Below are 21,313 nucleotides of genomic sequence, written 5' to 3'. Positions count from 1 at the left end.
CCGCGAGCAGAGCCGTGAAGGAACACTGCGTCCGATCACTCGCTCAGCCAGTGTGCCGTTTGCGCCGAACGGGCGAAGTGGATATCGTGCAGCACGACCAGCTCGCCGTCGAATGCGTACAATACCACGTGGGGAATCGAACGGAATTCGAAGACGAAGCGTCGCCTTGCCTTGCCCGTGCGAGGATAGGCTTCCGGGAACGTGCGCACATTGACGAGCGCGGCGACAAGACTTGTTTTCAAGCCTTGGTCGGGATCTTCGATCCCTGAAAAGTACAAGTTCTGCGTTATCCGCCGAATGTTCACATCGAAGCGAGCGGTGGTTCTTACTGGGAACATGGCCGCCCCCAATCTTCTCGGGGATATTCACGCTTAAGGCGCTCGACTTCCTCGTGTGCATGTTCGAAGACCTCGTCGAGGGTGTACGTAACCCCCGTGCGCTTCATCTCGGCTTCCGAGGCGTCTACAATCGCATCGCAGTACGCATCATATGCACGTTGCTGGTCGACCGACATCCCAAGGGACGTTAAAAACGGATCAGGTTGAAATTCTGCCATGTTCTCACCTCCTTCGATTACGGCAAGCGGTACGCGTTCATGCATGATACGTGCCATATATCTTCCTACCTTGCGGGCGCGAGTTCCTAAGTCGGCCCCCTCGTTCCCTGGCTGCGAGGATCTTGCAAGCGTTGCGTCAGGCGGAAGGGAAACACCTTCGCCTCTTCGGACTGTGCTTATGCGCAGCGCTTGCACTGGCTCGTGTACGAGTTCATTTTATCAAGCAGAACATTTGTTTGTAAGTCTTGTTTCCGAGGTGGAATCCTGATAGGGGAGCCTGCGGCGATTCCGCGTCTACGCCTTCGGCTTTTTCGCCACGTGGACGGCGGCGATGCCGCCGGTATAGTTTTTCCAGGTCACATCCTCGAACCCGGCTTTCTCCATCATGGCTGCCAGGCCTTGCTGGTTAGGGAAGGCCTTGATGGAGCGCGACAGGTACACGAAGCCCTCGCGGTCGCCCGTGATCAGGCCGCCCCAGAAGGGGATGAGGTGCTTGAGGTAGAAGCCGTACAGCGCGCGCCATACGGCGTTCGGCGGCGTTGAGAACTCCAGGCACACCAGCGCTCCGCCGGGCTTGAGCACGCGGAACATTTCGGAAAGCGCCTGGTCGCGCTCGGGCATGTTGCGGATGCCGTACGCCATGGTGATGGCGTCGTACGACTCGTCGGCATAGGGGATATGCTGTGCATCCACCACCTCGAAGTCAACCGGTACGCCCTCGGCCTTGCCGTCCGCATAGTGCATGCGGGCCACGTCCAGCATCTCGTCCACGAGATCGGTGCACTGGATATGGCGCGGATGCTTCGCGCGCGCCACGGTGAACGTCACATCGCCGGTGCCGCCTGCGATGTCCAGCACGTCGGCGTTCTCGTCGATGGGCGCCTGGCGCATCATGCCCGCCAGCCATGTCTTGTACGCGCCGAAGCTGGAGACGGCGTTGAACCGCTCGTATTTTTTCGCGATGGTGGAGAAGATGTCTTTCACGCGTTCGGACGAGATGTCCGCGGGCGCTTCCTTGCCGGTAGCGGTATCGATGCTCACAGGTGATGCTCCGTTGATCAGGAAAGATTGGAAGGGTGCGCCTCTCGGGCGCGTCTTTATTATACAGGAAAGGAACCTGGCGAGAACAGGCTCCTTTTTTCCGCAGGGCGAGCGTATAATCTCCCGAGCCCACGAAGGAGATTGAGGAGCACCTTTGGAACACGAGCATGAAACTCCCGAACTCGATCAGGAATTCGACCCCGTATTCGAAGAAGAGCAGCAGCATCTGACCGAAACCTATGCCAAGCTGCAGACCATGGGTCGCGATCTGCTGGCGAAGATGGAGGCTAACAGCAAAGACGCGGCCGCCGACAAGCTGGCCATGGTCGACGAGCTGTCGGTGAACCTGGCCAGCTACGCCGACGCCATGGAAACCTATGCCGACTTCGCCACGGTGAACCGCGTCATCGACGCGTACAACCTGGCGCAAACCGTCGATGCGGAAAAGCTGACCAGCATCCAGGTGCTGCTCAAGCAACCTTATTTCGCCAAGGTGGTTCTGCAGATGAAGCCTGGGCAGGAGCCGAAGGAGCTCTACATCGGCACCGCCGGCATCGCCGACGAGAACTACCGCCGCCTTGTGGTGGACTGGCGCTCGCCGGTGGCCGAGGTGTACTACAACCAGGAGAACGGCCCCACGTCCTACGAGGCCAACGGCCGCACCATCCGCGTCGATCTCAAGCTGCGCCGCCAGTTCGACATCGAAGCCGATCGGCTGAACGCCTACTTCGACACGACCGTCGCCATCCAAGACGCCATGCTGCTGGCGTCGCTGTCGAAGCGCCGCACGGCGCAGATGCAGGCCATCACCGCCACCATCCAGAAAGAGCAGAACCAGGTCATCCGCCACGCGGACGCGCCCACCTTGCTGGTGAACGGCATCGCCGGCAGCGGGAAGACGTCGGTGCTCATGCAGCGCATCGCGTATCTGTTCTACCAGCAGCGCGAGAGCCTCGATCCCAGCGAGGTGTTCCTCATCACGCCGAACCCGGTGTTCGAGCGCTACATTGAAGGCGTGCTTCCCGACCTGGGGGAGCGCAATCCCGAATGCCTCACGTGGGATGAGTTCCTGCGAGGCCTCATGCCGCCCGAACGGTCCGGCGGACAGGCGCCTGCGTCGCTGGACGCGTTCGAGCGCATCGACGAAGCGTGCGCGACGTTCTCGTTCGACCAGCATGATTTCAAGGAGATCCACTGCAACGGCGAGCGCCTGGTCACGGTTGGACAAATCCTCCAAGTAGCGGCCAAGTTCAGAAACATCCCTGCTGGCCCCCACCTGGTCACGCTCATGCGCGAGGAGCTGCTGCGGCGTCTGGACAGCCGCTTGAAGCAGCTGGCGGCCTCGGACAAAGTGCTCGACGAGATCTCGATGCTTACCCTCGACCAGCAGGTGGAGCTGTTCCGCGAAACGTTCGACCCGCACGACGAGAGCCAGGTGCGCGAAGTGGCGCAGCAGTACGTCGATTTGCGGTTCGCCGACGCGCGCCGAGCCGTCGAGAACGACGACTGGCTGCGCATCGACCGCATCGGCATGCGCCTTCTGGGCGTGGAGAACCTCGTTCCGGTCGAGTGGCTGTACCTCAAGATGGCGCTGACGGGCCTCGGCAACGCAGATGCGAAGTACGTGATGATCGACGAGGTGCAGGACTACACGGTGGCCCAGCTGGCCGTGCTGGCGCGCTACTTCAAGCGCGCGCACTTCCTGTTGCTGGGCGATCAGAACCAGGCCATCGCTCCGGGCACCGCCACGTTCGACCAGGTGCGCGCGCTGTTCCGGGAGGTGCGCGGCCCGCTGGAGGAGTGCCGCCTCATGACCAGCTACCGCTCCACCCCCGAGATCACGCAGCTGTTCGCCAGCCTGCTGGACGATGACGAGCGCCTGAGCATCTCGTCCATCCAGCGCGCCGACACCGCGCCGGAGATCATCGCGTGCGCAAGCGAGCAGGATTACGACCGTGAGTTGCGGCGCGTTCTTGCTCAAGCGGTCGGCGACGACGGCCTCACTGCCGTGGTGGTGCCGCAGAAGCATCAGGCCAAGCTGCTGCGGAAGAAGCTGGGGGACGCGGCTCCCGCGCTCATCGACGCGGCCGCCACGCTGCCCGCCAGCGGCGTAGTGCTGGTGCCACTCAAGCTGGCGAAGGGACTGGAGTTCGACCACGTCATCGTCCCCGACGCCAGCGAGCGCGCGTTTCCCGACGACCCGCTGTCGCGCCGTCGCCTGTACACCACCGTTTCCCGTGCCACCCGCGGCATCACGTTGCTCGCGCAAGGCGAGATTACCCCGCTGCTGGCCGCGCGGGCGTAGCGGGGGCGGCGGCAATGCGCGAGCAAGCGACTCCGCCCATGCGCCTGCCGATTCCCCTGTGTGCTTTCCCCGAAGAGCGGGTCGGGAATGCTATCATACTCATCATGCGATTATTCTAAGAGATTGGCGGGACAGACATGCTTTTGTGCGCACAATACATTCTTCCCATCACGTCCGAGCCGTTTCAGAAGGGCGCGGTGCTTGTCCGCGACAACGTCATCCGCGACATCGGCACGGCCGAGATGCTCAAGCTGCGCTATCCCGACGAAGAAGTGGTCGATTTCGGCCAGGCGGCTATCATGCCGGGCCTCGTCGACCTGCACACGCACCTCGAGAACTCCGTGATGCGCGGCATCGTGCACGATGTGCCCTATACCACGTGGGTCACGTCCATGTTGGAGAAAAGCGCAAAGATGGACGTGAGCGACTGGTACGACTCCGCTATCCTCGGGGGTCTTGAAGCGCTGTCCAGCGGCATTACCTGCGTCGCCGATATCACTGCCACCGGCGCTGCATGCACCGCCACGCAGAAGCTGGGCATGCGCAGCGTCATCTACCGCGAGGTGGGCGCCATGGACAAGCGCCGCGTCGACTACGCCATGCGCATCGCCGAGAACGACATCATGCATTGGCGCGAAGAGGTTGACGGCGACCGCATCACCATCGGCGTGGCTCCCGCGGCTATGTATGCCTGCCATCCGTCCATGTTCTCGAAGGTGTCCGAATTCGCTCGGCGCGAGAACGTGCCTGTCGCCATGCACGTGGCCGGCAACCGCGAAGAGTACAACTTCATCAAGTACGGCTCGTCGCCGTTCTCGGTGCACACGATGGACCAGAAGCGCGGCTTCGTGGAGATCCCGCCGTGGCTGCCCACCGGCACGACGCCCGTGCGCTACGCTTTGAACTGGGGCGCGTTCGAGTCCGACAACGTGCTGGCCATCCACTGCGTGCACGTGGATGACAAAGACGTGCAGAAGCTGAAAGAGTACGATGTAGCCGTGGCCGTGTGCCCGCGCTGCAACGCGCAGCTGGGCATGGGCGTGGCTCCCATCAACGAGTTCATGCGCGCAGGTCTGCGCTTGGGCATGGGAACCGACTCGCCGGCCGCAACCGACTCCACCGACATGCTCACCGAGATGCGCATCGGTATGCTGGTGCAGCGCGCGGTGAACGTGGGCGAGTTCCTGGATTCGGCCACCATGCTGGAGATGGCCACCATCGGCGGCGCTCGCGCGCTCAAGCTGGACGACAAGATCGGCTCCCTGGAAATAGGCAAGCTGGCCGACATCATCGCGGTCGATCTGTCCGGATCGCATCAGACGCCCACCACCGATCCGGTTTCGGCCGTGGTCAACACCTGCAGCGGCGCCGACATCCTCATGACCATGGTGAACGGCACCGCGCTGTACGAGAAGAACAAATGGAACGTGGGCGTCGAGGTTGCCAGGAACATCGCCCGCATCATCGAAATCCGCGGTAAGTTGAGGTTGTAATCTATGGGAACGAACCAGAAGTTAACGGCACAGCAGAAAAGCGAGCGCATCCGCGCTGCTCAGGAGCGAGAGCGCAAGGAAAAGGAGCGTCGCGAGGCGGCCGCGCGCACGAAGAAGATATTCACCATCGTCGTGTGCGTCATCCTCGTGCTGGCTTTGGGCATCCCCACCGTAGCCCTCGCCTTCCTGGGGAACGGCTCCTAGCTTCCGCCCGATGACGAAGGGCGTTCGCAGCGTCTCCCGCTTGCGGACGCCCTTCGCGTTTCCCGTGTGAGAATCCGTCATGCTTTTTCTGTAGAGCTATCTCGTTCGGGTCGACGGGGAGTGTTTGTGATACTATGAATCGTTGCCGCGCACGGGGCGCGGAGTCGAGAGTAGAGTAACCGCACAAAGGGGTTTGCTTTGTTTGGTATAGGTGGATTCGAGCTATTCCTCATTCTGCTGTTCGGGTTTTTGATCTTCGGACCCGACAAGCTGCCTGCTATGGCTAAGACGCTGGGCAAGGCTATCAACAAGTTCAGAAGCGCACAGGAAGAAATGAACAAGGTGCTCAAGACGGAGGTCTACGACCCTACGTCCGATGAGCCGTTCAAGAACCCGCTGGAGGCGCTGTCGAAGGTCGGCGAGATCGGCAAAGACGACAAGGAGGAGAAGACCGAAAGCTTCTCCGAGCGCAAGGCTCGCTACGACAAGGAGCGCGCAGCCAAGAAGGCCGCCGAAGCCGAGAAGGCCGGTGCTGCCGAAACGACTGCGACGACGGCCGCAGCCGCTACGGCGACCGCCGCTGCTGCCAAGCCGGTGGCCAAGCCCGACGGATCGTTCGTCAAGCCGGAAGAGCCGAAGGCTGCGGAGACTGCGAAGCCGGCCGCCAAGCCTGAGTCGACCGCCGCGAAGCCGAAGCCGTCGCCCGACGAGCTGTACGGCACGAAACCCGCCGCTAAGAAGCCGGCTACCAAGCCGACGGCTGCGAAAGCCGCCGCCGCTTCCAAGAGCGCTGCGAAGCCTACGGCCAAGACCGATGCCGAGAAGGCTGCCGCACGCTCTGCCGCGGCGAAGAAGGCCGCTGCAACGCGCGCGGCGAACAGGAAGGCAGCCGCCGAAGCGGCCGCCAAGGCCAACAAGAACGAGAAGGGGGAGTAAGCCATGCCCGTCGGACCGGCACGAATGCCCCTATTCGATCACCTGGGCGAGCTCCGCATGCGCCTGGTGCGCATCATCGCTTGCCTTGCCATCGCCGTGGTCGTGTTCTACATGGCAACGCCTATTATCAGCCAGTTCTTGCTTCAGCCGATTTCTCCGTATCTGCCGGAGGGTACCGATGGTTTGTTGGCGGGCACGATCGTGCTCGATCCGTTCGAGGCGTTTGCGACTCGTTTCAAGATATCGATCTGGACCTCGGTCGTTGCTTGTTCTCCCGTTATCCTATGGCAGATTCTTGCGTTCTTTCTGCCGGCGCTCAAGCCGAGCGAGCGCAAGTGGTTCGTTCCCACGTTTGCCGCGGCCGTGAGCTTGTTTATATTCGGCACGATCTTCTGCTATCTCATTATTCTCGATCCCGCGTTTCAGTGGCTGACGGATCAGGCTGCAGGTCTGGGCGAAGTGGTGCCGCGAGCGTCGACCTATATCGACATGATCATCAAGTTCGAGCTGGGCTTCGGCTTTGCGTTCGAGCTGCCGCTCATCGTGTTCTACCTCGTCATCTTCGACATCGTCCCGTACAAGAAGCTGCGCGGCAGCTGGCGCACGGTGTACGTCGTGCTCATGGTCGTCTCGGCCATGGCCACGCCGGACGCTTCGCCGATCACCATGCTGCTCATGTTCGCGGCGTTGCTGGTGCTGTACGAAGGCAGCTTGCTCATCGCCCGCGTCGTCCTGCGAAACCGCATCAAGAAGCAGAACGAGGAGCTTGACGCGGAAGAGGCGGAGGAACGCGCTGCCGAGCTCGGCATCAAGAAGGCCAAGAAATCGAAGTAGCCTTATTCTGATGGTGAAGGCCCGTCGAGATCGACGGGCCTTTTTGCTTTTTCTAGGAGTCATTCGCGCCGTTGACGCATCGATACCTACGCGCGAATAACTCTTGGGCTACTATAAGCATGAACGATAGAGGCGGAACGGGCACGAAGGAGCGCCATGCACGAATTGGGAATCATGACGGGCGTGATGGATGCGGTGACGACATCGGCGCAACAGGCCGGTGCGACGCGCGTGCTGAAGGTGAGCCTGTCGGTTGGAGAGATGACCGAGGCCATCGAAGACGCGCTCATGTTCGCGTTCGAGGCTCTGTCGGAAGGCACGCTTTGCGAAGACGCCGAGCTTCAAATCACCATGGTGAAGCCGAAAAGTCGCTGCTTGGAATGCGGTGCCGAATACGAGCACGATCGTTTCCATATGCTGTGCCCGGAATGCGGCAGCTTCGCCACCGAGCTCATCGCCGGTCGCGAACTGCAAATCGACAGCATCGAAGTGGACATTCCCGACGATGACGAGGAGAACGAGGACTAACCATGCAAATCGATCTGAAGCAGCCTATCCTCCAGAAGAACGATGCGATCGCCTCCGAACTGCGCGAGCGTTTCGCCGAGAACCACGTGTTCGTGCTCGACCTGCTTGCCAGCCCCGGTTCGGGCAAGACGTCCACCATCCTGGCCACCATCGACGCGCTGCGCGACGAGTTCAACATCGCCGTTATCGAGGGCGACATCGCCAGCAGCGTGGATGCCGAGAAGATCAAGGCGCAGGGCATCGCCGCCGTGCAAATCAACACGGGTGGAGCGTGCCACCTGGAAAGCGCCATGATAAAGCGCGCGGTGGACGTGCTGGACCTCGAGCGCCTCGACCTCATCATCGTGGAAAACGTGGGCAACCTCGTGTGCCCCACCGACTTCGATTTGGGCGAGAACGCCAAGGTGATGATCTTGTCGGTACCTGAGGGCGACGACAAGCCGCTCAAGTACCCCGGCGTGTTCCAGGTCGCCGAGGCCGTGGTGCTCAACAAGGTGGACACCATGCCCGTGTTCAACTTCGACCGCGAGGCCTTCGAGGCGGCGGTTACGCAGCTCAACCCGCAGGCCCCCATCTTCCCCATCGCCGCCACGAAAGGCGACGGCGTGGACGCCTGGGCCGAGTGGCTGGCGAACCGCATTCGCGCCGTTTAGTTCCGACGGCTTGTCAGCCGTCGGAACGAAGTCGACGCTGCGAAGCGCCAATGCGCCCGATCTCGCCCCTTTTCCGCTTTCCCTCACGTGCGAAAGCACGCTTCCCTAAAGGGACTTGCGCTTCGCGCGGCGCAGCTGGCGAAACGGGGCGATCTCGGGCACCTTGGCGCTTCTCGCTGACATTGGTGGATCTGCGAGATGATGATGGAGGAAGAGGGAGTCGTGGAGAATAGCGAACGGTATCGTCTCTGCGTGAACGCGCTCAAAGGCTTCATGGACGACGCTGGGTTCTCCGACGTCGTCATCGGGTTGTCGGGCGGCATGGACTCGAGTTTGGTCGCCGTGATGTGCGCGGACGCGCTGGGCGCGGATCGCGTGCACGGCGTGCTTATGCCGGGCCCGTACTCCACCGACCACTCGGTGGACGATGCGCTCGATCTGGCTCGCAACCTCGGAATCCGGACGCGCACCGTCTCCATCGCGGAACCGTATCGGGCGTTCGAGGCCGCGCTTGCCGAGGCGTGCGGCGGCAAGCTCTCGGGTCTGGCGGCCGAGAACACGCAAGCGCGCTGCCGCATGGTGTGCCTCATGGCGCTGTCGAACGCATACGGCTGGATGCTGGTGAACACGGGCAACAAGAGCGAGGCCATGATGGGGTATTCCACGCTGTACGGCGACACGGCCGGCGCGTTCGCTCCTATCGGCGGCCTGTACAAAACCGACGTGTTCGCCGTCGCCCGCTGGCGTAATCGACAAGCGGAGATCGCCGGCGAGGTTCCGCCTATTCCCGAGCATGTGTTCGTAAAGCCGCCCAGCGCCGAGCTCTCACCCGACCAGGAAGACGAGAAGAGCATGGGCATCGATTACCCGACGCTCGATCGATTGTTGAAAGCGCATGTGGATCGCGGCTTGGATGCCGCAGCGCTGGTGTCCGAAGGGTTCGATGCGGCCGACGTCGAGCGTGTGCTGCGAACGGTGCGCGCGACCGCATTCAAGCGAGCTTTGGAGCCCCCGTGCCCCGACGCCACGTTCTACGAGTAGCGTCCCCTTGGCACCTCCCTTGGCACGCTGGGCTCGTTTCGCAGTCTCCATTGCGCAGATTGCGTGACGGCATGTCGGCGCCTCACGACAAAACGTTTTCGCGTCACTATACTCTGAGGCCGTTCGTTTCCGTTTCCGTCGCAAAGGAGGTCGTCCGTCGTGGAGCGTCGTTCGTTCTTCAAACTTGCAGGCTTGTCCGCTGCGGTGCTGGCCGTGGGCGGAACCCTCGGCGCATGCGAGGCGGGAAAGCTGCCGGACAATCCTCTGGCGGCGACGAACAAAGCCAACGAAACCGCTGGTCAATCAAGCGTAATGGGGCAGCCGCCCATCGCCTTCGATGCTGACGTGGATGTGTTGATCGTGGGCAGCGGGGTGGCGGGGTTGTCTGCCGCCATGGACCCGCTCGAGGCGAAGCGTTCCGTTATGGTGGTCGAGAAACTTGATCTGTTGGGTGGCGAAAGCTACGAGTCGAACGGCGTTATGCGCATCGCCGGCACGACTGCGCAGCAGGATGCGGGCGTGAATGCGACGGTTGACGAGGCATGGGGGGCGCGCAAAAAGGAGTTGAGCGCTGCAGGCGACGATGATCTTGATTTCGCAAAGACCCTGTTCTTCGCGGCCACCGAGTGGGCGAATCGCCTGGCATCCGATTACGGGGCGCAGTTCGCCGATCCGAAAACCTTCGTGGACGGCAAGGTGAATGCGGCTATCATGCTGCCCAAGAACGGCCTCGGTGACATGCAGAGCATTATGATGCCGCTGCGAGACGCCCTCACGGCGAAAGGCGCTACGTTTTCTACGGGCCATCGGGCGGTCGCGTTCATTTTGGATGAGGACGGCGCGGCGTGCGGGATGCGTTTCTATGCAGGGTCGGGCGCATCGGTGCTCGACGTGCGGGCTCGGCGCATCGTTGTCGCGACAGGCGGGTTCGCCAGCAGCCAGCCGCTCGTGCATGAGCATACGCCCGATTATGAGCGCGTGGGGTGCTACACCGTCGCCTCCATGGGCGAGGGTCAGCAGCTGTGCGCGCTTTTGGGCGGCCAGCTGGTGAACATGGACAAGGCTGCGCCGCTTACCGGCAGCTTGCCGCAGGCGACCGCCTGGGGCTTGTTCGGCCCCACGGTCATCGTGGATGCGCTGGGGAAGCGTTTCGCGCGCGAGGACGATGCGAACGCTGCGGCGGGCGCCTGCTTCTCGGAGGAGCGCGGCTACTGGTGGACGGTGTTCGGAAAGCAGCTGACCGAGAGCAGCCAATCGCGCAGCGTTGCGGAAGTGGCCAGCAAGAACGCAAAGCGTCTTATCGGGCCGTTCGACGACCTGGACGAGCTTGCCGAGGGCATGGGCGTTTCGCCGGACGTGCTGAACGCCACGTTCGACCGCTACAACGGCTTCGTGAAAGACGGCAAGGACGGCGATTTCGGGCGCACGTTGTTCTTGGAGGAGTTGGAAGGTCCCTACTACGCGCTTAAACAGCTGCCGCAGCGGTACAGATCCAACGGCGGCGTGAAAACAAATCAGTCCGGTCAGGTGCTCAGCGTCGTCGGCGCCGTCATTCCCAACGTCTACTGTTGCGGTGCGGCAGCTGCGTCAAGCATCGGAGGCCTCGCGTCGAACGGCGCGTTCGGCATGCTGGCGGGCAAAGCGGTCGCCGCCGCACTCGACGACGAAGATGCTGCGAAGCAAGCTTCTGACTAAAGAGACGTTAACCCTGTCCCTCTTTCTCGTTTTGACTAATGTCCCAGGGTGTCGCTTTGCGTTGCCGACGGGTTGCCAAGGTGCAAAGCGGCGGATACCGCGTCTCTATAGACTCATGACAGAATGTCCCCATACCTACTAAAGCCGCATGCGGCGCGCATCCGTGCTGCTTGAGAGGCCGTAGACGCGGATGGAAGGACTTCTATGTTCGGGGAAAGCGAGGATGAACGTGGTGCGGGCATATCCCGTCGCGCGTTCCTGGCGGGCGCGTGCGTTACCGGAGCTGCGGCGATGGTGGGCGGCCTGAACGCCTGCGCGCCGCCGCAAGACGCCGGCCCCGGCGGCGCCGGCGGAACCGGTTCTGGCGCGAACGGGGGCGCGGTGCCCGTCAGCAAGGCGCCAAGCAAGGTGGACAAGACCTACGACGCCGATCTGCTTATCGTGGGTGCAGGCGGCAGCGGCTTGGCGTGCGCCGTGCAGGCGGCTCTTAACGGAACGAATCTCATTCTTGTGGACAAGAGCAACCAGGTGGGCGGCAATGCGAACTTCGTCGAGGGCATGTTCGCCGTCAATTCCACGTTGCAGCTGGAGCAAGGCATCGACATGCAGCCCGCCGATATAATGGAAGCCGAGCTCTCGCGCGGTCAGCATCGCCAAAACGGCGATGTATGGCTCGATTTTGTGAGCAAGTCGGCCGACAACATCACCTGGTGCATAGAGCAGGGCGTCATGTACTCCGGCAAGGTGGACGACTATCGCGTCGGCCTATTCCCCACGTTCCACTGGTTCAAAGACGGAAAGGCGGCTGTGGGATACGTTGAGCCGATGAAGGCGCGGCTCGAAGAGCTGAGCGTGCAGCTGCATCTCAAAACCGCAGTGAACGGCCTCGTCATGAAGAACGGCAGGGTGATCGGCGCCTACGCAGACGGAGGCGAGGGCGTGGTGCGGTACAGCGCGAAGGCGGTGGTGCTCGCAACCGGCGGCTTCGGCGGCAACGAGGAGATCGTCGCCGAGCAGGGTTGGAACACCGATGGCATGCGCATCGTGGGCTCGCCGAACGCTGCAGGAGACGGCTATCGCATAGCCATGGACAACGGCGCATGCAGCTTCATGGCCGATTCGGCTCAGTCCATCCTGTACGCTATCGAGGCTTTTCCTCCCATCGACTTCCACGATGCGGCTGAAAACCCGCTCTACGGCTATTTCGGCATCGCCTCGGGCGGCCCCGTGCTGTGGGTGAACGAGGCGTGCCGGCGCTACACGCGCGAGGACCTCGCGAACGACAACCTCGCGTTGCAGTGCCTTCCGGGTAAGGGCAACAAGGGGAATTACGTGGTTTTCGACCAGGCCATCTTCGATCGGTTTTTCGGTAAAAACGACGATGCGAAGAAAGCCTTCTACGACGCGATCAAGGCTAACGGCGGAGGCAGCATCTACCAGAGCGATTCCTTGGCCGATCTCGCCGGAAGATTCAACCTCGACGCCGATGCGCTCAAGGCTGCGGTCGATTGCTACAATGAACTGTGCGGAGAGGGGGCTGACAGCGACTTCGGCAAGGCGGCCGGCCTCATGGTGCCCATCGAGACGCCTCCGTTCTACCTGGCAAAACTGTCGTACAACTACTTCTTCTCGGTTGGCGGCATCACCACCGACGGGCGGCATCGCGTGCTGGACGGGCGCCGCAACCCTATCGAGGGTCTCTATGCCATCGGCAACGACGGCAATATGCTGTACCGCAACGTGTACACCGTCAACATGCCGGGCGTCGCGTTCGGCCATCAAGTGAACAGCGGCCGCGAGGCGGCGAATGCCGTGTTGGAATATCTAGATCGGTAGAGAATGCGCCGGAAGGCTCCCGGAGCGGGAGCCTTCCGGCGTTGAGGGAGGGGGCAGGATGCTTTACGCCTTCAGCGCTTCGACTACGGCTTTGCCGGAGATGAGGCCGCTGCCCGCGTTCGGAGAGAGATCGCTGCCGCTATCGGCCACGGTCGAACCGGCGCAGTAGACGTTGGGGATGGGATTGCCGTCCTTGTCCGTCAACTGGCTGTCGGTCGTGATCTTCATGCCGCCGTGCGTCTTGTAGCGGTACGGGAAGTGCTTCATCGCGTAATACGGTGCGGAAAGCGACTGCAGGAACAGCTTCTTGCCGAACTCGGTGTCCTCGCCTGCGGCCACCATGGCGTCGTAGGTCTCGAACGTGGCCTTCAGCGTGTCGGCCGGAACATCCATCGCTGCCGCCAGCTCATCGAGCGAGTTGCACGGGCCCACGAGGCGGTCGGCGTTGCTCTTCATGTTCATCTCGACGTTCCATTTCTGGCTGCTGTTGATGGCTTGATCGTCGAAGATGGTCCACCAGAAGCCCAAGCCCAACTCGACGGCCTTGTCGGGCGAGTCGTGGCTCTGATCCTCCTTGATGAAGCGGCGGCCCTGCGGGGTTACTTGGACCTGCGGCGAGAAGTAGCCCCACACCGTCACCTGAGCGAGGTCGCTCATGCGGTTCGCTTCCATGTCCATGTGGGTGTACACGCCGCCGATGGCCTTGCACAGCTGGTGGCCTTCGCCCATGGAGTTCACGGTCAGCGGCCCCAAGCGAGCCTGGCTGGGCAAGTACGTGGACACCATCTCCTGGTTGCAGGAGAAACCGCCCGTGGCCACGATGATCTTCTTTGCGCGGATATCGACGGTCTTGTTGTTCTTCTCGTCGTTGAAGCGCACGCCGATGGGCGCTCCCTCTCCGTCCACGATGAAGTTCGTGGCGCGCAGGTTCAGCTTGTACGTGGCGCCTTTCTGCTCCAAGCCCTTCTGCAGCGGCGTCAGCACCGCCTGCATGTCGCCGATGCCGTTGCCGGGCAACAGCATGGACGTGGGCGCGCCCGTGTTCATGTAGTCGGTGATGGGCTGGAATACCGAACCGTAGTCGGCGGCCACGCGGTTCGCCCATTCGGTTTGGTAGACGTAGACGTTGTGCTTGTAGTCCATGTCATCGGTCTCGCCCTTTTTCTCGAGCACGGGCAGGAACTTCTCCCACATTTGCTCGGGGTCGCCCTCGATGCCGGCGTCTTTTTGCATTTTTGATCCAACGACGTTCATGACGCCGCAAGCGATGAAGCTCTCTCCGCCCACGCGGTCGAGCTTGTCCACGAGCATCACTTTATGGCCGGCTTCGACCGGATCCATGGCTGCCGACATGCCGGCGATGCCCGTGCCCAGAATGAGAACGTCGGTTTCTTCGCTGAACGAGACGGGGGCGGTGCCAACCACCTGTTCGGCCTCGCCGGATCCGCCGGTCGAGCCGCCGTTCGGCGAGCATCCTGCCAGTGCGCCGCCTGCGGCGATAACCGCACCCGAGGCGATGGCTGCCTTCAGGAAATTGCGGCGATTCATTGCTGATTCCATACTGTTCCTCCCTGTTGTCGCATGATGGCTCCTTTGCGTCGCGGTTGAGCGACGACTGGTTCACCCTACGTTCGATCTGGGGAATCGTCACCGTCCGTTTCGGACTAAATTGCTGTGGAAGGCCGGAATCCTGCATGTTTGCTTCGTGCGCTTCCGACGTTTCCGGTATGATGCCCCTATGAGGGAAACGGGAGGGAACAGACAAAAGCAGCCGTCGCGCGCGTGGGCTCATCCCGCTGTATACTCAGCCGTGGTCATTTTGGGTTTCGGATTGTATCGCGGCGTGAATTCGAACGTCTACCTCTCCGCATACGCGTTCGTGAAGGCGCCCTTCATGTTCGTGCCCGATCTGTTCTTCAACGTAGTGGTGGCATGTTCCATCATCGTGTGCTCGGCCGTCGCTGTCACCCTTGCCTGGACGGGGCGTCTCAAGGCGAACACCATGCCATACGTGCTGCCGACGGCATTGTTGTTGGCGGGGAACCTCGCTGCGTTGCTGGGCGTGGTCTTGTCGCTGCCGCCTGATCTAGCGCTGCTGGTTCCCGGCTTGCTGTACGGTGCGGGCAGCGTCATGCTGTCGCTGTTCTGGATCGAGGTGCTCTCGGCGAGCCGGCCCAGCTCCATCGTGGTGCAGATTGCGCTCGGCATGTTGCTGAACGTGGTGGTTTCCTCGGTGCTATCTCCGTTGCCCGGAGACGTCCAGATGCGTTCGAGCTGCGTTTTGCTGCTCGTTTCGGGTCTGTGCGCGTGGTTCGTGCGCCGTCGGTTGCGGGCCGCTTCCTGCGAGGTGGAAACGCATAACGAACGGCCGATCGCCGAAACGGTATCCGCCGAACCTGCCGAAGCGCTTTCTTCGAAAACTTCCTTGCGGGCTCGATGGGGCGCGTATCGCGATGCGTTTTTGGAGTTGGGCGACTCGCTGGTGGCGTTTTTCGTGCTGGAAGCCGTCATCGGGTTGCTCAACAGCTTCATGCTGGCGGGATCCATCGATTTCGAGGGCTCGGGAGCTGTGTCGGCTGCGGCCATTGTGGGCGCAATCGTCGTGTTCTGCTTCATCGTGTTCGTTGCGCATCGCATCCCCAAGGTGTCCACGGTATCGCGTGTGGTCATGCCCGTGCTCGCGGCCATGCTGGTGTTCCTGCCGTTTCTCAGCGAGCGCTACAACCTGGTGTTCTCCATGCTGTTGCTCGGCAGCTACTACTTCGTCGCGCTGCTCATCACCTATCTTATCGCCGAGGCGGCACAGACGCGCAAGGTATCGCCCTACGTGCTGATGGGCGTGGCCATGGGCGTCGCGCGCGTATGCCTGGCCGTGACGCTGTTGTCGGGGTACGCGGCCGGGGTCGCCGGCGGCGGTCCGGGCGACGAGGCCGAGCATACGATGCGCTATCTCGTGATCATCGTCGTGGTGCTGTATGCTCTGTGCATGGCGCTCGTGTTCTTCTCGCGCGACCGCAAGCGACGACGCGCCGAAGAGGCTTCTGCCGATGCGCCGAACGAGAGCGCGGTTGGAACCGATTCGGTTTCGGTGCCCGAGATCGACTCGACGCTTGACGCGTGCTGTGCAAGCGTCGCCCGGGAAGGGGGCTTGACCGAGCGTGAGGCCGAGATCCTCGTCTACCTTGCACGTGGCAGGACGAAGGCGTACATCGCCGACGCGCTGTTCGTCACCGAGAACACGGTGCGCAGCCATGTGCGCAACATCTATTCCAAGCTCGACGTGCACACGCGCCAGGAACTGCTTGACCTTCTGGAGCGTTGAAAGGTCGCCATCGGGCGAACATACATCGGCTGGGGTATGGCGCGCCTCGGGCGGGTCGCGTAGTATGGGGTCATGGATACCTTTCTGATGAACAACCGACCGATGGGTCCCAAGGATTGGGGGTTCGATGTCGCGGTAACGGCAGCGGCGTTCCTGTTCGGCTGCGTGCAGCTCATGTTGGCCGCTTCGTCCATCGTGATTCCCGATCTGGCGCTGCGCCAGTATCTCGGCATGGTGAACGTGGTGCCTAACGTGCAGGTGTTCGTAGCGCTGGCGGTCACCACGTTGCCGCTCGTCGTGCGCCGTAGGTTCCCGTGGCCCGTGTTCCTGTTCTGCCTCGTGTCGTTTCTGGGTTTGCAGAACGCGTTCAACGGGTTCTCGCTCACCATCGTGGGCCCGGTGGTCGCCCTGTACACCATCGCCAGCGAGCGCGGTCGTGTCGAGACGGTCGCGGCGGTACTTCTAGCGGTGGCCGGCCTTCTGTTCACCGATGCCCATGCCGCCACGGCCAACATGGTGCTGTTCACGCGTTTCCAGAATATTGTGCTCGCGGTGGCCGCCGGCTTGGCTGGCTATGCGTATCGAACGCATCGCGCCTACGTAAAGGCCACCGAGGATCGCGCTGCCGAAGCCGAGCGCACCCGCGAGGAAGAGGCGGCTCGGCGTGTGGAGGAGGAGCGCGTGCGCATCGCGCGCGAAGTCCACGACATCACGGCGCATTCGCTGTCGGCGGTCAGCATTCAGGCGGCGGCTGCCGAGCGCATGATCGATCGCGATCCCGCCGCGGCGAAGGAGGCTATCTCCGCCGTGCGCACCACTGCGAAAGGCGCGCTCGCTGACATTCGCAGCATGATCGGCGTGCTGCGCTGCGGCGATGACGCGGCCGAAACGTCGCCGACGTCCGGCACCGAGCGGTTGGACGATTTGCGTGCCTACCTCGGAAACGCCGGAATCGAAACCACGCTCGACGCGGCCGCCTACTGTCGTGCGGACGTGCCGGCCCACGTGGACATGGCGTTGTTCGGCATCGCCCGCGAGGCTGCTACGAACATCGTGCGTCATGCTGGTGCGCGCAAGGCGCTCATCCGCCTGGCCGTCGAGGACGGACGGGCGCGCTTGGTGGTGGAAGACGATGGCGTCGGGTGCGGGCTCTCGGCGTCCGCGGCCGCATCGGGCGCGCTGCCCCAGGCTGTCGACGGAGAGGGGCACGGCATTGCCGGCATGGCCGAGCGCGTGCACCTGTTGGGCGGCACGTTTTCGGCGGGCGATCGAGCCGGCGGCGGCTTCCGCGTGGTTGCCTGCTTGCCGATGAAGGGAGCGGAGGCGTAAGTGGAAGAGCGCGTGCGGGTGCTGGTGGCGGACGATCAAGATCTCGTCCGCAGCGGTTTCAAGCTCATACTGATGTCGTACGACGGCATCGACGTGGTAGGCGAGGCGCGCGATGGCCATGAAGCGGTGGAACTGGCGTCGCGGCTGCATCCCGACGTGGTGCTCATGGACATTCGGATGCCGCGTATGAACGGCATCGAGGCCACGCGCGCCATCCGCGACGATGCCGCGCTTGAAAACGTGCATGTGCTCATCCTCACGACGTTCGATCTGGACGAATACGTGTACGATGCTTTGGCCGCCGGGGCCAGCGGCTTTTTGCTCAAAGATGCCGAGCCCGACGAGATCGCTTCCGCGGTGCGCGTCGTCGCCCAGGGCGATGCACTCATCGAGCCCTCTATCACGCGCCGCCTTATAGAGACGTTCGTCGCTGCACGGCCGGCTTCGCTCGGCGGTGCTGCAGCCGTTGCGGCCGGTCTACGCACTCTTACCGACCGCGAGCGCGAGATCCTCGCCCTGGTTGCGCGAGGTTTCACGAATGACGAAATAGGTTCCGAGCTGTTCATCTCGCCCGCCACGGTGAAAACGCACCTGGCCCGTATCATGGCGAAACTCGATGCCCACGACCGCGCCCAGCTCGTTGTCCGAGCCTACGAAGGCGGCCTCGTAAGGCCAGGCATCCGGTAGCCGTTCGGTGGCAAGCGAACTGATGCCGCATGCCAAACGGCGACTCGAGTAAATTGTGATGATCGTTTGACGATTGCGCAAAATCTCAGTCACGAGCGCTCAGATTTCTTTGAATGCCCTTGCATTCAGTGTTGATGATGCTATGATAACGCAGTGTTTAGCACTCGTTACCGATGAGTGCTAGCAGTCACCACTGCTGAGTGGTTAAATAGCGAACATGCGACAAACGGGTTCGTGCATACGTCGGACGAAAGGAAGGCAACGTTATGAATTTGAAACCTCTGGGTGATCGCGTTATCGTCAAGCAGGACGAGGCTGAGGAGACCACCGCTTCGGGTCTGTTCCTCGCGACGGAGGCGAAGGAAAAGCCCCAGAGCGGTACCGTTCTGGCCGTGGGCGAGGGCAAGCTCGACAAGGACGGCAACCTCGTTCCCGTTCCCGTGAAGGTCGGCGACAAGGTCGTGTACGGCAAGTTCGGCGGCACCGAGATCAACGTCGAAGGCGAGGACGTGCTGATCCTCCGCGGTGACGACCTCTACGCTGTGTTTGCATAAAAGGCGCCGGTTGATTCAACGTTGGTAATAGCAGGGTTTTCGTGGTGAGGCTCATAGCCACGAAGGTTCCGGGTGCTTGAGCTAAGCGGCCTTATTGGCCGTGTGCGAAAGCTCCCGGGTTCTGAGCGGCTAGGAGGCCGCCACGAAAAGCCGTCAGGTTGAAAGGATATGAGCAATATGGCTAAAGAGATTAAGTTCGAAGCCGACGCGCGCAGCGCGCTTGCTGCCGGCGTCAACAAGCTGGCCGACGCCGTCAAGGTGACGCTCGGGCCCAAGGGCCGTTACGTGGCGCTGGAGAAATCCTACGGTGCTCCGCTGATCACGAACGACGGCGTAACCGTGGCCAAGGAAGTCGAGCTCGAGGACCCCATCGAGAACATGGGCGCCCAGCTGGTTCGCGAAGTGGCCGTGAAGACGAACGACGTCGCCGGCGACGGCACCACGACGGCCACGCTGCTGGCTGACGTCATCGTGTCCGAGGGCCTGCGCAACGTGACCGCCGGCGCCGATGCCCTGGGCATCCGTCGCGGCATCCAGAAGGCCACCGACGCCGTGGTCGAGGCCATCAAGGCCGACGCCACCCCCGTCTCCACCAAGGAGCAGATCGCGAACGTCGGCACCATTTCCGCCGGCGACGCCGAGATCGGCGAGAAGATCGCCGAGGCCATGGATGCCGTGGGCAAGGACGGCGCCATCTCCGTCGAGGAGAGCCAGACGTTCGGCATCGACATGGACATCGTCGAGGGCATGCAGTACGAGCGCGGCTACATCTCGCCGTACATGGCCACCGACATGGAGAAGATGGAGGCCGTCCTCAGCGATCCCTACATCCTCCTCACCGACCAGAAGGTCACCAACATCCAGGACATGGTGCCCCTGCTGGAGGAGATCATGAAGTCCGGTCGTCCGCTGTTCATCGTTGCCGAGGACGTCGAGGGCGAAGCGCTGGCCACCATCCTGCTGAACAAGCTGCGCGGCACGTTCAACTGCGTCGCCATCAAGGCTCCCGGCTTCGGCGATCGCCGCAAGCGCATCCTCGAGGACATCGCCGCCGTCACGGGCGCGCAGGTCATCGACAAGGACTTCGGCATGACCATGGCCGACGCCCGCATCGACATGCTGGGCCATGCCAAGACGGTCAAGGTCACGAAGGACTCCGCCCTCATCGTGGACGGCGCCGGCGACAAAAAGGCCATCGACGATCGCATCGGTCAGATCAAGGCCGAGCTCGAGCGCGTCGACTCCGACTTCGACCGCGAGAAGCTCCAGGAGCGCCTGGCGAAGCTGTCCGGCGGCGTGGCGGTGCTCAAGGTGGGCGCTGCGACCGAGTCCGAGCTCAAGGAGAAGAAGTCCCGCATCGAGGACGCCCTGCAGGCGACCCGCGCGGCGGTCGAAGAGGGCATCGTCGCCGGCGGCGGCGTGGCTCTGGTGGGCGCTCTGCCCGCGCTCGACAAGGTGGAAGCGGCCGACAAGGACGAAGAGGTCGGCGTCGCCATCATCCGCAAGGCGCTCGAAGCTCCGATGCGCGCTATCGCGCAGAACGCCGGCTTCGAGGGCAGCGTCGTAGTCGAGCGCGTCAAGGGCATGGCTACGGGCGAAGGCCTGAACTGCGCCAACGGCGAGTACGGCAACATGATCGAGATGGGCGTCAACGACCCGGTGAAGGTCACCCGCACGGCTCTGCAGTCTGCGGCCTCCGTCGCGGCTCTCATCCTCATCACCGAGGCCACCATCAACGAGATCCCGAAGGATCCGGATCCGGCGGCTCTGGCGGCTATGGCCGGTGCCGGCGGTGGCATGGGCGGCATGATGTAAGCTGCGGCTTGCGGTAACGTGTAGCGTCAACCATAACTCGGAAGGCGGGGCGACCATCGGTCGTCCCGCTTTGCTGTATATGAGGGAATGAGGGCGATCGTCCCGGCCCAAAACAGGACGGTCGCGGCATCGTCGGCCAGACGGCGCCCGCACGCCTTCTGGAGCGTGCCGCCGGCACGGGGATGCGCCCTCCTCGCGCCGCACGCCCTCTCGCCCCGGGCCGTTCTGAGCGAGCTTTTCCGAGCTTTTCGAAAATGCCCCCTTGCGCCCGGGGCCGGAAGCGGGTAACATGCTCGGGCTGCCTTCTCCGCGGGAGAGGGGGAGGGCGGCGGCGGGGCCCCGCGGCCCCCCGGCGCCGGAAGGCGCCGGGAAAAAAAGTCCGAGAATCTCGAAAAAAGTTCTTGACGGCGGGGCAACGGACGCGTAATATATCTCCTTGCGCTTCGGGTGGAACCGAAAGCGACGGGGCCCCGGGAGGGGCGCC

At 62.6% G+C, this 21,313-nt stretch carries 19 protein-coding genes; 15 read left to right on the top strand and 4 right to left on the bottom strand.

Translation table 11 applies throughout. From position 1 onward, the window contains the following. Positions 1 to 35: 35 nt before the first annotated feature. The 3 genes from HMPREF1023_RS05525 to HMPREF1023_RS05515 all read right to left on the bottom strand — a co-directional run bounded on the left by HMPREF1023_RS05525 (position 36) and on the right by HMPREF1023_RS05515 (position 1,597). Positions 36 to 338, bottom strand: a complete 303-nt coding sequence (locus HMPREF1023_RS05525) for a hypothetical protein (RefSeq protein WP_009305201.1) — start codon at positions 336 to 338, stop codon at positions 36 to 38. Further along, entirely contained in the window at positions 326 to 613 is a 288-nt protein-coding gene (locus tag HMPREF1023_RS05520; RefSeq protein WP_226844386.1) for a GMP synthase, read from the bottom strand. Before HMPREF1023_RS05520 ends, HMPREF1023_RS05525 begins: the two co-directional genes overlap by 13 nt. Before the next feature lie 237 nt (positions 614 to 850). Next, complete coding sequence (locus tag HMPREF1023_RS05515) at positions 851 to 1,597, bottom strand: class I SAM-dependent methyltransferase (protein ID WP_009305199.1); 747 nt, start codon at positions 1,595 to 1,597, stop codon at positions 851 to 853. Between the two features lie 154 nt (positions 1,598 to 1,751). Here HMPREF1023_RS05515 and HMPREF1023_RS05510 point away from each other — a divergent pair, with 154 nt between their 5' ends. The 10 genes from HMPREF1023_RS05510 (at position 1,752) to HMPREF1023_RS05465 (ending at position 13,122) form a co-directional block, all read left to right on the top strand. Beyond that, positions 1,752 to 3,902 (top strand): UvrD-helicase domain-containing protein, encoded by a 2,151-nt coding sequence (locus HMPREF1023_RS05510; RefSeq protein ID WP_009305198.1) that lies wholly within the window; start codon positions 1,752 to 1,754, stop codon positions 3,900 to 3,902. Positions 3,903 to 4,039: 137 nt separating this feature from the next. Next, complete coding sequence (locus HMPREF1023_RS05505; protein WP_009305197.1) at positions 4,040 to 5,395, top strand: amidohydrolase family protein; 1,356 nt, start codon at positions 4,040 to 4,042, stop codon at positions 5,393 to 5,395. A gap of 3 nt (positions 5,396 to 5,398) precedes the next feature. Further along, the gene (locus HMPREF1023_RS05500) at positions 5,399 to 5,599 is read left to right on the top strand and encodes a hypothetical protein (protein ID WP_009305196.1); all 201 of its coding nucleotides are present in this window, start codon (positions 5,399 to 5,401) and stop codon (positions 5,597 to 5,599) included. A 198-nt stretch (positions 5,600 to 5,797) separates the two neighbouring features. Next, positions 5,798 to 6,535 (top strand): twin-arginine translocase TatA/TatE family subunit, encoded by a 738-nt coding sequence (locus HMPREF1023_RS05495; protein WP_009305195.1) that lies wholly within the window; start codon positions 5,798 to 5,800, stop codon positions 6,533 to 6,535. Between the two features lie 3 nt (positions 6,536 to 6,538). Then, positions 6,539 to 7,369 (top strand): twin-arginine translocase subunit TatC, encoded by an 831-nt coding sequence (gene tatC / locus HMPREF1023_RS05490; protein ID WP_009305194.1) that lies wholly within the window; start codon positions 6,539 to 6,541, stop codon positions 7,367 to 7,369. Between the two features lie 156 nt (positions 7,370 to 7,525). Continuing rightward, on the top strand, positions 7,526 to 7,897 hold the full coding sequence (gene hypA / locus HMPREF1023_RS05485) for a hydrogenase maturation nickel metallochaperone HypA (RefSeq protein WP_009305193.1): 372 nt from the start codon (positions 7,526 to 7,528) through the stop codon (positions 7,895 to 7,897). A gap of 2 nt (positions 7,898 to 7,899) precedes the next feature. Further along, positions 7,900 to 8,550, top strand: a complete 651-nt coding sequence (hypB, locus tag HMPREF1023_RS05480; RefSeq protein ID WP_009305192.1) for a hydrogenase nickel incorporation protein HypB — start codon at positions 7,900 to 7,902, stop codon at positions 8,548 to 8,550. Positions 8,551 to 8,748: 198 nt separating this feature from the next. Then, positions 8,749 to 9,591 carry an NAD(+) synthase gene (nadE, locus tag HMPREF1023_RS05475; protein WP_009305191.1) on the top strand — a complete coding sequence of 281 codons (843 nt, stop codon included), beginning with the start codon at positions 8,749 to 8,751 and terminating at the stop codon, positions 9,589 to 9,591. Positions 9,592 to 9,750: 159 nt separating this feature from the next. After that, positions 9,751 to 11,286: an FAD-dependent oxidoreductase gene (locus HMPREF1023_RS05470; protein WP_009305190.1), complete on the top strand. Its 1,536-nt coding sequence runs from the start codon at positions 9,751 to 9,753 to the stop codon at positions 11,284 to 11,286. Between the two features lie 204 nt (positions 11,287 to 11,490). Continuing rightward, a complete protein-coding gene (locus HMPREF1023_RS05465; RefSeq protein WP_009305189.1) occupies positions 11,491 to 13,122 on the top strand; it encodes an FAD-dependent oxidoreductase in 1,632 nt (543 codons plus the stop codon). Between the two features lie 63 nt (positions 13,123 to 13,185). On the opposite strand, the gene HMPREF1023_RS05460 is transcribed toward HMPREF1023_RS05465, so the two are convergent. Continuing rightward, on the bottom strand, positions 13,186 to 14,682 hold the full coding sequence (locus HMPREF1023_RS05460) for an FAD-dependent oxidoreductase (protein WP_009305188.1): 1,497 nt from the start codon (positions 14,680 to 14,682) through the stop codon (positions 13,186 to 13,188). Between the two features lie 178 nt (positions 14,683 to 14,860). Between HMPREF1023_RS05460 and HMPREF1023_RS05455 the strand changes: the two genes are divergently transcribed. The 5 genes from HMPREF1023_RS05455 (at position 14,861) to groL (ending at position 20,829) form a co-directional block, all read left to right on the top strand. Continuing rightward, entirely contained in the window at positions 14,861 to 16,444 is a 1,584-nt protein-coding gene (locus HMPREF1023_RS05455) for a helix-turn-helix transcriptional regulator (protein WP_050784811.1), read from the top strand. Positions 16,445 to 16,531: 87 nt separating this feature from the next. Beyond that, positions 16,532 to 17,773, top strand: coding sequence for a sensor histidine kinase (locus HMPREF1023_RS05450; RefSeq protein WP_114516499.1), 1,242 nt, complete (start codon positions 16,532 to 16,534; stop codon positions 17,771 to 17,773). Beyond that, on the top strand, positions 17,774 to 18,460 hold the full coding sequence (locus HMPREF1023_RS05445) for a response regulator transcription factor (RefSeq protein ID WP_009305185.1): 687 nt from the start codon (positions 17,774 to 17,776) through the stop codon (positions 18,458 to 18,460). Between the two features lie 266 nt (positions 18,461 to 18,726). Beyond that, positions 18,727 to 19,014: a co-chaperone GroES gene (gene groES / locus HMPREF1023_RS05440; protein WP_009305184.1), complete on the top strand. Its 288-nt coding sequence runs from the start codon at positions 18,727 to 18,729 to the stop codon at positions 19,012 to 19,014. Between the two features lie 177 nt (positions 19,015 to 19,191). Then, entirely contained in the window at positions 19,192 to 20,829 is a 1,638-nt protein-coding gene (gene groL, locus HMPREF1023_RS05435; RefSeq protein WP_009305183.1) for a chaperonin GroEL, read from the top strand. Positions 20,830 to 21,313: the final 484 nt, after the last annotated feature.

The organism is Eggerthella sp. 1_3_56FAA (genome assembly GCF_000185625.1).
In the GTDB taxonomy this organism is placed as follows: Bacteria; Actinomycetota; Coriobacteriia; order Coriobacteriales; family Eggerthellaceae; genus Eggerthella; species Eggerthella lenta.
The sequence above is the reverse complement of the archived record's forward strand: the minus strand, read 5'-3'. Positions and strand labels throughout refer to the sequence as shown.

Bases quoted from the DNA above. Each gene is read 5' to 3' on its own strand.
- HMPREF1023_RS05525 (WP_009305201.1), bottom strand. From the start codon at position 338: ATGTTCCCAGTAAGAACCACCGCTCGCTTCGATGTGAACATTCGGCGG.
- HMPREF1023_RS05520 (WP_226844386.1), bottom strand. From the start codon at position 613: ATGGCACGTATCATGCATGAACGCGTACCGCTTGCCGTAATCGAAGGA.
- HMPREF1023_RS05505 (WP_009305197.1), top strand. From the start codon at position 4,040: ATGCTTTTGTGCGCACAATACATTCTTCCCATCACGTCCGAGCCGTTT.
- HMPREF1023_RS05500 (WP_009305196.1), top strand. From the start codon at position 5,399: ATGGGAACGAACCAGAAGTTAACGGCACAGCAGAAAAGCGAGCGCATC.
- tatC (WP_009305194.1), top strand. From the start codon at position 6,539: ATGCCCGTCGGACCGGCACGAATGCCCCTATTCGATCACCTGGGCGAG.
- hypA (WP_009305193.1), top strand. From the start codon at position 7,526: ATGCACGAATTGGGAATCATGACGGGCGTGATGGATGCGGTGACGACA.
- hypB (WP_009305192.1), top strand. From the start codon at position 7,900: ATGCAAATCGATCTGAAGCAGCCTATCCTCCAGAAGAACGATGCGATC.
- nadE (WP_009305191.1), top strand. From the start codon at position 8,749: ATGATGATGGAGGAAGAGGGAGTCGTGGAGAATAGCGAACGGTATCGT.
- HMPREF1023_RS05465 (WP_009305189.1), top strand. From the start codon at position 11,491: ATGTTCGGGGAAAGCGAGGATGAACGTGGTGCGGGCATATCCCGTCGC.
- HMPREF1023_RS05460 (WP_009305188.1), bottom strand. From the start codon at position 14,682: ATGGAATCAGCAATGAATCGCCGCAATTTCCTGAAGGCAGCCATCGCC.
- HMPREF1023_RS05455 (WP_050784811.1), top strand. From the start codon at position 14,861: ATGAGGGAAACGGGAGGGAACAGACAAAAGCAGCCGTCGCGCGCGTGG.
- HMPREF1023_RS05450 (WP_114516499.1), top strand. From the start codon at position 16,532: ATGAACAACCGACCGATGGGTCCCAAGGATTGGGGGTTCGATGTCGCG.
- groES (WP_009305184.1), top strand. From the start codon at position 18,727: ATGAATTTGAAACCTCTGGGTGATCGCGTTATCGTCAAGCAGGACGAG.
- groL (WP_009305183.1), top strand. From the start codon at position 19,192: ATGGCTAAAGAGATTAAGTTCGAAGCCGACGCGCGCAGCGCGCTTGCT.